This is a genomic window from Streptomyces sp. NPDC029044 (genome assembly GCF_040637495.1).
In the GTDB taxonomy this organism is placed as follows: domain Bacteria; phylum Actinomycetota; class Actinomycetes; order Streptomycetales; family Streptomycetaceae; genus Streptomyces.
This window is the reverse complement of record NZ_JBEZWN010000004.1, coordinates 294343-304309: the sequence shown is the minus strand read 5'-3', so window position 1 is coordinate 304309 and position 9967 is coordinate 294343. Positions and strand designations below refer to the sequence as shown.

4 protein-coding genes are annotated in these 9967 nt (G+C 69.4%); all 4 read right to left on the bottom strand.

What is annotated here, in order from left to right:
- Positions 1–48: 48 nt before the first annotated feature.
- Positions 49–5454 carry a pullulanase-type alpha-1,6-glucosidase gene (pulA, locus tag AB0E85_RS06250; protein ID WP_361923080.1) on the bottom strand — a complete coding sequence of 1802 codons (5406 nt, stop codon included), beginning with the start codon at positions 5452–5454 and terminating at the stop codon, positions 49–51.
- 180 nt (positions 5455–5634) lie between these two features.
- Positions 5635–7008, bottom strand: a complete 1374-nt coding sequence (locus AB0E85_RS06245) for an alpha-amylase family protein (protein ID WP_361923078.1) — start codon at positions 7006–7008, stop codon at positions 5635–5637.
- A gap of 119 nt (positions 7009–7127) precedes the next feature.
- A complete protein-coding gene (locus AB0E85_RS06240) occupies positions 7128–8828 on the bottom strand; it encodes a glycoside hydrolase family 13 protein (RefSeq protein WP_361923109.1) in 1701 nt (566 codons plus the stop codon).
- 217 nt (positions 8829–9045) lie between these two features.
- Complete coding sequence (locus AB0E85_RS06235; protein ID WP_361923075.1) at positions 9046–9954, bottom strand: ABC transporter permease subunit; 909 nt, start codon at positions 9952–9954, stop codon at positions 9046–9048.
- Positions 9955–9967: the final 13 nt, after the last annotated feature.

Sequence of the window (9967 nt, the reverse complement as noted above, 5' to 3'; positions counted from 1 at the left end):
GGGGGGGGGGGGCGGTGCCCCCGGCCCCGCCCCACCCAACGTAGTGCGCTATCCGGCGGCCCGGGTGAAGACGGCGACCGTGCGCCCCGGAACGGCGAAGGTTCCCGATTCGGCAGCGTAGGAGGCGGACTTGACGGTAGAGTCCGCCCCCGCCGCCTGGACCGGATGCAGGCGGTACCCCGTCTCGGCGAGTGCGGGCACGCGCTGCTCCTGCTTCTCCGGCGTGGCGTTGAAGACGACGACGAGGTCACCGAGGCGCATGGTGATCACGCCGGGCGTCTCGTCTTCGCCGGACAGCGGGAAGGACAGCCGGGACTGCACCCGTGCGGCCGTGCCGAGGGAGAAGTCCTGCTCGGTGCTCCGGATCCGCAGCAGGTCACGGTAGGCGGCCGAGGTGCCCTCGATCTGCTCGCAGCCCACTTTGACGGTGCTCAGCAGGGGCTTGGCGTACGGCCACTTGTCGGTGTTGTCGGCCGCCATGGGCAGGCCGCGGCCGAAGCCGTTGCCGTCCTCGCACCTCCAGTGGACGGCGTTGAACCAGTCGCCGCTGTCGTAGGAGTTGCGGTCCAGGGACTTGGAGCGCAGCAGGTCGGTGCCCGCCTGGGAGAGGGCCGGGCCCTGCGAGAGGGTGGCCGTCGCCATGGCGAGGACCTGCATCCGGGCCCGGTCGGCCGCGCTCGTCGCAGCGGGCAGCTTGAAGGCGAGCGCGTCGAACAGGGACTCGTTGTCGTGGGCGTCGGCGTAGGCGAGGGCGTCGCCGGGGGCGTCGGCGTACCCGGCGGGGGCGCCGTTGTAGTCGACCTCGGAGCCCTTGACCTCCTTGCCCGCGGTGTCGGTGAAGCGGTAGCCGGCGAGGTTGCCGGAGAGGCCGACCTTGATCAGGTCCTGGTAGTGCAGCAGACGGGCCTTCTGCTCGGCCTCGGTGCCGTTGTTCTCCGAGGAGTTGGGGTCGGTGTACAGACCCGAGGCGAAGCCCTGGACGCCGGGGTCCTCGTCGAAGGGGCCGCCGCCGCGCACGGCGTCACGGGCGCGGTCGGAGAAGGTGGCGATGCCGGTGCCGGCCATGTTCTTCTGCGTGGCCTGGACGAACCGGGCGTCGTCGGCGATCTCGCCGAAGTTCCAGCCCTCCCCGTAAAGGATGATCTTCTTGCCGTCGACGCCGTCCTTGGCGAGGGTCAGCGCGTCGAGGGCCTTTCGGACCGCGAGGATGTTGGCCTTCGGGTGGTGGCCCATGAGGTCGAAGCGGAAGCCGTCGACCTTGTACTCCTTCGCCCAGGTGACGACCGAGTCGACGACGAGCTTGCCCATCATGGCGTTCTCGGTGGCGGTGTTGGCGCAGCAGGTGCTGTTCGCGACCGACCCGTCGGCGAGGAGCCGCTGGTAGTAGCCGGGCACGATGCGGTCCAGGACGGAGGTGTCCGCCTGGCCGCTCGCGGCGGTGTGGTTGTAGACGACGTCCATGACGACCCGCAGCCCGTCGTCGTTGAGGGCCCTGACCATCTTGCGGAACTCGACCGTGCGGGCGGTGCCGTCCGGGTCGGTGGCGTAGGAGCCCTCGGGGACCGTGTAGTGGAACGGGTCGTAGCCCCAGTTGTAGGCGTCCTTCGCGGCGATCTTCCCGACGCACTCCTGCTGCCGGTCGGAGTCGGCGGGGAAGGAGGCCAGGTCGCAGTCGGTCTGCGCCTGGTCGGCCTTCCTCTCCGGGATGGTGGCGATGTCGAACGCGGGCAGCAGGTGCACGTACGAGGTGCCCGCCTTCGCCAGCTCGCGCAGGTGCTTGCTGCCGTCACTGGCCTTGTCGGTGAAGGCCAGGTAGGTGCCGGGGTGCTTCGCCGTGCGGTCCTCGACGGAGAAGTCCCGGATGTGCAGCTCCTGGATCTGCGCGTCCCGCAGCGGCACGGCCTTCGGCTTGGTGTACGCCGACCAGCCGGACGGCTTGAGCGCCTTGTCGTCCAGGTCGACGACGAGGCTGCGCATCGAGTCGGCGGTGAGGGCGAGGGCGTAGGGGTCGGTGACCTTGTTGGTGACGACCTTGCGGACGCTGGGCGCCCAGACCTTCACGACGTAGCGGTAGGGCTTGCCCTTCCAGGACTTCGGGCCGGTGACGGACCAGACGCCGGTGCCGGCGTCGCGCCGCATCGCGGTGGTGGAGCCGCCGATCTCCAGGGACACCTGCTGGGCGGTCGGCGCCCACACGGACAGCGTGGGGCGGCCCTTGTCGAACGTGGGCCCGAGGTCGGCCTCGGTCGCACCGGAGTACAGGTCGTCGAGGACACCGGCGAGCTGGACGCCGGTCGCCGCGAGCACCGCTCCGTTCACCGCGTGCTGGGTGGCGACGACCTGGCCGCGCAGGGCCTCACGGACCCGGTCGCGGTCGCGCGGGTCGACGGTCCAGGCGTCGTACTCCTTCAGGTGCGGGAACTTCGCCTTCTGGGCGTCGGTCAGCTCGCTCTTCGCCAGGCGCAGCCACTTGGCGTCACCGGTCAGGACGCCGTCCCGCACCGTGATCGAGCCGTCGCGGGCGTAGAGCAGCTGGGTGGAGGCGGCGGCGTCGGAACCGTTCCAGGCAAGGGTGTTCCGGTCGATCCAGACGGCCTTCGAGGTGGTCAGGTCGAGGGCGGCCGCGCTGCCGGCGGGCTGCGGGAGCAGGTACTTCTCCTGGCCGCTCACCAGCCACACCTCGGGGCCGTTCGCCTTGAGGTCGAGCGACTGGTCGGTGGGCAGGTCCTTCTCGTCGCCCTTGTGCAGGATGTAGCTGAGGCTGGTGGCTCCGTCGGTGAGCGGTACCTCGAAGACTGCGCCATAGGAATCAGTCTTGACCGGTTCGAGGGGCTTCGACCACTCGGTGGGGTTCGCGGCGCCGGTCCAGACGTGCAGGCCCCAGCCGTCGTACTTCCCGTCGGCCCGGTGGTAGTGCAGGACGGCCTTGCTCTTGTCGGGCGCCGGGTGGTCCGGGCGCTCGGTGGTGACGGTCTCCTTGCCCTGCTCGATCCAGATCTCGCCGGTCTTGGTGACGTCGATCGTGCGGTCGGCGGAGACGTCCTTGGTGCCGTTCTTGTCGATGACGAGGAAGCCGACGTTCGAGGCGCCGGGCTTGAGCTTGACCCAGGCGAAGGCGCCATAGGCGTCCCGGCCGGTGAAGGGGTGGCTCTTCGGCCACTCGGTGGCCTCGCCCTCGGCCAGGTCGCCCCAGGCGTACAGGCCCCAGTCGGCGTAGTCACCGTCGGCGCGCTTGTAGTGGACGATCGCGTAGTCGCGGGAGGAGGCGGTGGGCGGTTCGGGGGCGGGCGGGGTGCCGGTGGTGGAGGCGGCGCGGGCGCTCGCGGTGCGGCCGGCCGAGTCGATGACGACGGCCTTGTAGCGCAGGGCCGTGCCGGGCGCCACGTCCTTGCCGATGGTGTGGGTGACCTTGTACGGGGCGTGGTCGGCGGAGCCGAGGACCTGCCACGTGCCGTTGCCGGTCTGCGCGGCGAAGACGACGCGGTTCAGCTGTCCGCCGTCCGTGTCGGCGGTGACCTCGACGGTTCCCGTCGCACCCGCGGCCGGGGCCTTCAGGGTGATCGTGGGCGCGGTGGCGGGCTTGGCGAGCCGTCCGGACGCCTTGAGGACGATCGCCGAGCCGGCCGGGACGGTGACGGTGAGCTTCTTGTCGCCGTCGCTCTTCGCGGACGCGGTGGTGCCGTGGATGCCCTTGAAGGTCATGCCGGCCGAGCCGGTCGGGAAGGTCGCGGTCTTCGCCTCGCCGGCGTTGTTGAAGGCGACGACGTACTCGGTGCCGGTCTTCGCGTCGGTGCGGGAGAAGGCGTAGACGCCCGGGCCGTCGGCCGCGTACCGCTGCTGCTGGACGCCGTCGGTGAGCGCGGGATTGGCCTTGCGGAGCTTGGCGAGGGCGCTGATCTGCCGGTAGAGCGGCGCCTTGGTGTCGTAGGCGTCCTCGGCGTGGGTGCGGTCGGTGCCGATGCGGTCGTCGTCGAGGTAGTCGGCGGTGCGCGAGGCGAACATGGTCTGCCGGGCGTCCTTGTCGCCGCCCGGGCCGGTGAAGCCCTGCTCGTCGCCGTAGTAGACGACGGGGTTGCCGCGGCTGAGGAACATCAGCTCGTTGGCGAGCTTGTCCTTCGCGAGGAGTTCGGCGTCGGTGGCCTTCGGGTCGTCCTGCTTCAGGAAGGACCCGATCCGGCCCATGTCGTGGTTGCCCAGGAAGGTGACCTGCTCGTACGCGTTGGCCTTGCCGGTCGTGTACTTGTAGTCGTCGCCGAAGACACCGGCGAGCTGCTGCGCGCTCGCGCCCTGTGAGGCGTACTGGCGGGCCGCCTCCTGGAAGGGGAAGTCGAGGGTGGCGTCGAGGCGTCCCTGGGTGACGTACGGGGCGGTGACGTCCGTGTCGGCCGAGTACACCTCGCCGAACATGAAGAAGTCGTCCCGGCCCCGCTTGGCGGCGTAGGCGTCGAGGGACGTGGCCCACTGCGTCCAGAACTCCATGTCGACGTGCTTCACGGTGTCGATCCGGAAGCCGTCGACGTCGAAGTCCCGTACCCAGCGCTGGTAGATCTTCTCCATGCCGCGCACGACCTCGGGCCGCTCGGTCCACAGGTCGTCGAGCCCGGAGAAGTCGCCGTGGGCGGAGCTCTCACCGGCGAAGGTGGAGTCGCCTCGGTTGTGGTACATCGTCGGATCGTTGAGCCACGACGGGACCTTGACGTTCTTCTTCGCCGTGGGGACGGCCGGCGTGCGCGGGAAGGAGTCGCCGTCGACCTCCGGGAAGTCGCGCTTGCCGTCCGCGTAGTCCGTGTCGTCGAACGGCCTGCCGTCCTTCGTCAGGTACGGGAACGCGCCCTTGGACAGGTAGTCGTAGGACTTCTCCTCGTAGTCGACGACGTCCGCGGTGTGGTTGGTGATGACGTCGAAGTAGACCTTCATGCCCTTGGCGTGGGCCTTGGAGATGAGGTTCTCCAGGTCCTTGTTGGTGCCGAAGTGCGGGTCGACCTGGGTGAAGTCGGTGATCCAGTAACCGTGGTAGCCGGCCGAGGCGTTCGCCCCGGTCCCCTGCACGGGCTGGTTCTTGAAGATCGGGGCCATCCACAGGGCGGTGGTGCCGAGGCCCTTGATGTAGTCGAGCTTCTTCGTCAGGCCCTTGAGGTCGCCGCCCTGGTAGAAGCCCTTGTCGGTGGGGTCGTAGCCGGTGGCGAGGCGGGAGCCGGTCAGGCCGCCCTTGTCGTTGCGCGGGTCGCCGTTGGCGAAACGGTCCGGCAGCACGAAGTAGAACTGCTCACGGGTGGCGTCGTGCCGGGCGGGCTCGGCGGCGAGCTTGGCGTCGGACGGGGGCGCCGGTGGGGTGGCCGCCCCGGCGGCGAGCGGCTGGACGAGCGCTGCGGCCAGCGCGGTGGCGGTGACCGCGGCGACCCGTCCGGTACGGGCAGTTCGGCGCCTTGCGGGCGCACGCCATCTCGGTATCACTGACGTGGACTCCTTGCATCGCGGCTCTCTCGGGTCCGACCCCGCGCGACCGTATCGCCGCCGAAACGCTTACAGCAAGAGGCTTGAAACCATTGGAAAGAACTTTCAACCACCGGACTTGAGCCGGAGGAGCGGCCCCGGCCGACACAGGACGGCCGGGGCCGCGTACGGCGCCCGACTTCAGCAGCCGGACTTGCCCGCGTAGATCGCCAGAGCCGTGTTCGAACCGAGGGTCGCCGTGAACTGCCCGCTGGAGTTCACCGTCACCGCCGTGTTGTTCTGCACATCGCAGTACGTTCCCGCGGGCAGCGACGTCTGGTAGGTCCTGGTCAGGGAGCCCGACTCGTGGTTGATGGCCACGAACCCCTTGCCGCCCCGCCCGAAGGCGATCGCGTCACCCCCGTTGTCCCACCAGTTGGTGACGGCCTGGCCCCGGGTGGCGTTGCGGAAGCCGACCATGGACTTGATCTCCGGCCAGTTGTGCTGGCACTTCCAGCCGTTCTGCCAGCAGGCGTTCACCTGACCGCCGTTCGGCGGGCCCGCGTCGTGGTCGGAGAACTCGTAGCCGGAGTTGATGTCCGGGGCGCCGTAGGGCCAGGCCAGCATGAACACGTTGGCCAGGGTGTAGGTGGCGTTGTCCTTGTAGCTGAGGGTCGAGCCGTTGCGCTCGGTGTCGTGGTTGTCGACGAAGACGCCGGAGACCCCGCTGCTCATGTAGCCCCAGCCCTCGCCGTAGTTCTTCAGGTAGGCGAGGTTCTCGTTGTTGAAGACCCGCTTGAGGTCGTAGGCGTACCGGAACTCCTGCACGTCGCCGTTACTCGTGTATTCGGTGGGCTGGACGGCCTCGCCGGAGCCGTGGATGACCTCCTGCTTCCAGTACGCCGACGGGTTGTTCAGCCGGGATTTGATGTTCGCCAGGTCGGCGGCGTCCATGTGCTTGGCCGCGTCGATGCGGAAGCCGTCGACGCCGAGGGAGAGCAGATCGTTCATGTAGCCGGCGATCGCGCCGCGGACGTAGTTCTCACCCGTGTCGAGGTCGGAGAGGCCGACCAGTTCGCAGTGCTGGACGTTCCAGCGGTCCTGGTAGTTGTTGATCAGGCCCGTGCAGTCGTCGAAGTCGGGCGCCGAGTACAGGCCGGGGTAGGTGTACTTCGTGTACGACGAGCCGCCGGTGCCGGTGCCGTTGCCGGCCGCCATGTGGTTGACGACGGTGTCCACGACGACCTTCACACCGGCCGCGTGACAGGTGTTCACCATGTTCTGGAAGGCCGCGCGGTCGCCGAGCCGGCCGGCGATCTTGTAGCTGACCGGCTGGTACGAGGTCCACCACTGCGGGCCCTGTATGTGCTCGGCGGGCGGGGAGACCTGGACGTAGCCGTATCCGGCGGGCCCGAGGGTGGTGGTGCACTCGCGGGCCACCGAGGCGAAGTTCCACTCGAAGAGGACGGCGGTGACGTCCTTGGTGCCAGGTGGGGAGGCCTGTGCACCAGTCGGGTTCATGACAACCGCAGCCGCGGCGAGCGCGACGGCGGAAGCGAGGTATCTGCGTGCCATGTGGGGTTTCCTTCTTCGTTGAAGGCTCTTGCTGCAAGGTTCAGAAACCTTGCGGTGACGCAGATAGTAGAGGCCCGCCGCCCGAAAGGGCAGCGGGCCGTACGGAATTCAAAGGAAAATCAGGCGCGGACGCCCGCGGTCGCGGTGGTCCACCACACCGTGGTGTCGGCCGGCACCTTCGCCTCGTCGTCGACCTCGACGATCTCCCCGCTCGCCACCAGCACCCGGCCGTACGCCGGCATCGCCACCGACTCGCCGGTGGTGTTGGCGACGCACACGAACTCCCCGCGCCGGAAGGCCAGCACCCCCTCGGGCGCCCGCAGCCACTCCACGGACGTGCCGGCGCCGAGGTCGGGCTGCTCGCGCCGCACACGGAGCGCGGCCCGGTACAGCTCCAGCGTCGAACCGGGCACGCCGGTCTGTGCCTCGACGCTCAGCTCGCCCCACCCGTCGGGCTGCGGCAGCCAGCTGCCGCCGGCACCGAAGCCGTACGACGAACCCGTCCGGGTCCACGGGATCGGCACCCGGCAGCCGTCGCGGAAGCCGTCCTGGCCCGCGCCCCGGAAGTACGCCGGGTCCTGGCGCACCTCGTCCGGCAGGTCGACGACGTCGGGCAGCCCGAGCTCCTCGCCCTGGTAGACGTAGGCCGAGCCGGGCAGCGCCAGCATCAGCAGGCTCGCGGCCCGGGCCCTGCGCAGTCCGAGTGCGCGGTCGCCGGCCAGGCGGATCTGGGTGCCGAGCCCTGCCGGGTTGGCGAAGCGGGTGGCGTGCCGGGTCACGTCGTGGTTGGACAGCACCCAGGTGGCGGGGGCTCCGACCGGGCGCATGGCCTCCAAGGTGCGGTCGATGACCTCGCGCATCTCCTCGGCGTCCCAGTGGGTGCTGAGGTACTGGAAGTTGAAGGCCTGGTGCAGCTCGTCGGGGCGGACGTAGTGGGCGGTGCGCTCGATGGTCGGCGTCCAGGCCTCGGCGACGAAGATGCGCTCCCCCGCGTACTCGTCGAGGATGAGCCGCCACTGGCGGTAGATCTCGTGCACGCCCTCCTGGTCGAAGAACGGCATGACATCGTTGCCCAGCAGTTTCACCTGGTCGTGGGATCCGAGGTCGGGCAGCCCCTCCGCCTTCACCAGGCCGTGGGCGACGTCGATACGGAAGCCGTCCACGCCCATGTCCAGCCAGAAGCGCAGGATGGAGCGGAACTCGTCGCCGACCGCCGGGTGCTCCCAGTTGAAGTCGGGCTGCTCGGGGGCGAAGAGGTGCAGGTACCACTCGCCGGGCGTGCCGTCGGGTTCGGTGACGCGGGTCCAGGCCGGGCCGCCGAAGATCGACTCCCAGTCGTTGGGCGGCAGTTCGCCGTTCTCGCCCTTGCCCGGGCGGAAGTGGTAGCGGTCCCGCAGCGAGGAGGCCGGGCCCTCGGCGACGGCCCGCTTGAACCACTCGTGCTGGTCGGAGGAGTGGTTGGGCACCAGGTCGACGATGATGCGCAGGCCCAGCGTGTGGGCGTCGCGGATCAGCGCGTCGGCGTCCAGGAGGTTGCCGAACATGGGGTCGACGGCACGGTAGTCGGCGACGTCGTATCCGGCGTCGGCCTGCGGCGAGGCGTAGAAGGGGCTGAGCCACACGGCGTCCACGCCGAGGTCGCGCAGGTACGGCAGCCGGGTGCGGACACCCTCCAGGTCGCCCATGCCGTCGCCGTTGCTGTCGGCGAAGCTGCGCGGGTACACCTGGTAGATCACCGCGTCCCGCCACCAGTCGCGGCGCTTGGCGACGGCCGTGGCGGACGTGGGGGTGGGGGCAGGTGCAGCTGAGTGCTGGCTCATGTCGTCCTTGATGCGTAACAGGGGTGTGGTCATGTCGGTTCTGGGTGGGGTGACGAGGTGGCCGCGGCACAGCGGGGTCGGATGGGCACCGCGGCCACCTCGGGCTTCTTGAGGGCGGATCGGCAGCGTCCCAAGGGGCGCGGGGAACTGCGCGACCAGCCACGATGGCGCCGCAGCCCGGCGACGGCCCGTCTCGGCTCCACCAGCGGAGCGTGCGTCACCCCTTCGTGCCGCCGGCGGTGAGCCCGGTCACCAGGTTCTTCTGCACGAGGTAGAAGAAGGCAGCGGCCGGTATCGCGATCAGCACAGCCGTCGCGGCCATCAGGTTGCGCTGCGCGTCGTGTTCGCTCACGAACGTCTGCAAGCCGACGGCGAACGTGTAGTTGCCGTCGCTCAGCATGAACGTCGAGGCGAACGCGACCTCACCGAAGGCCGTGAGGAAGCTGTAGAAGGCCGCGACCGCGAGCCCGGGCTTGGCGAGCGGCAGGATGAGCCGCGCGAACGTGCCGAAGGGGGTCAGCCCGTCGACGCGCCCCGCCTCGTCGATCTCGAACGGGATGGTGTCGAAATAGCCCTTCATCAGCCAGGCGCAGTACGGCACGATCGTGGTGCAGTTGACAAGGATGAGACCAAGGTAGCTGTCGATGAGCTGGAGATCCGAGAGGATCTGGTACATCGGCACGATCAGTACCGCGATGGGGAACATCTGGGTGACGAGCAGCACCCACATCAGCTTCCGGTAGCCCGGGAAGCGCATGCGGGAGACCGCGTATCCGGTCGACGCGGCGACCACGACACCGATCAGTGTCGTGCCCAGCACGACGATCAGCGTGCTCTTCAGCCAGTCGAAGAAGCCGGTGTCCTGGAGGACGAACGCGTAGTTGTCGAGCGTGATCTTGCCCCAGATGCGTCCGGGGTGGAGGTAGTCGTCCTTGTCCGGTCCGAGGGACAGGAAGAACAGCCAGGCGACCGGGAAGAGCGCGGTCAGGCTCGCCACGATCAGCACGGCGTGCGAGGCGAGGGAGGCCGCGCGGCTCTGCTCGCCGCGCCGGCGCGTCCTGCCGGGGGAACCCGCGGGGCGCTGCTCGCCCGCCGCGGCGGGGGTCTCGACGGTGGTCGTACTCATTTCGGACTCCTGC

Excerpts from the sequence above, each read along its gene's own strand:
- AB0E85_RS06245 (WP_361923078.1), bottom strand. The coding sequence starts at position 7,008 with ATGGCACGCAGATACCTCGCTTCCGCCGTCGCGCTCGCCGCGGCTGCG.
- AB0E85_RS06240 (WP_361923109.1), bottom strand. The coding sequence starts at position 8,828 with ATGAGCCAGCACTCAGCTGCACCTGCCCCCACCCCCACGTCCGCCACG.
- AB0E85_RS06235 (WP_361923075.1), bottom strand. The coding sequence starts at position 9,954 with ATGAGTACGACCACCGTCGAGACCCCCGCCGCGGCGGGCGAGCAGCGC.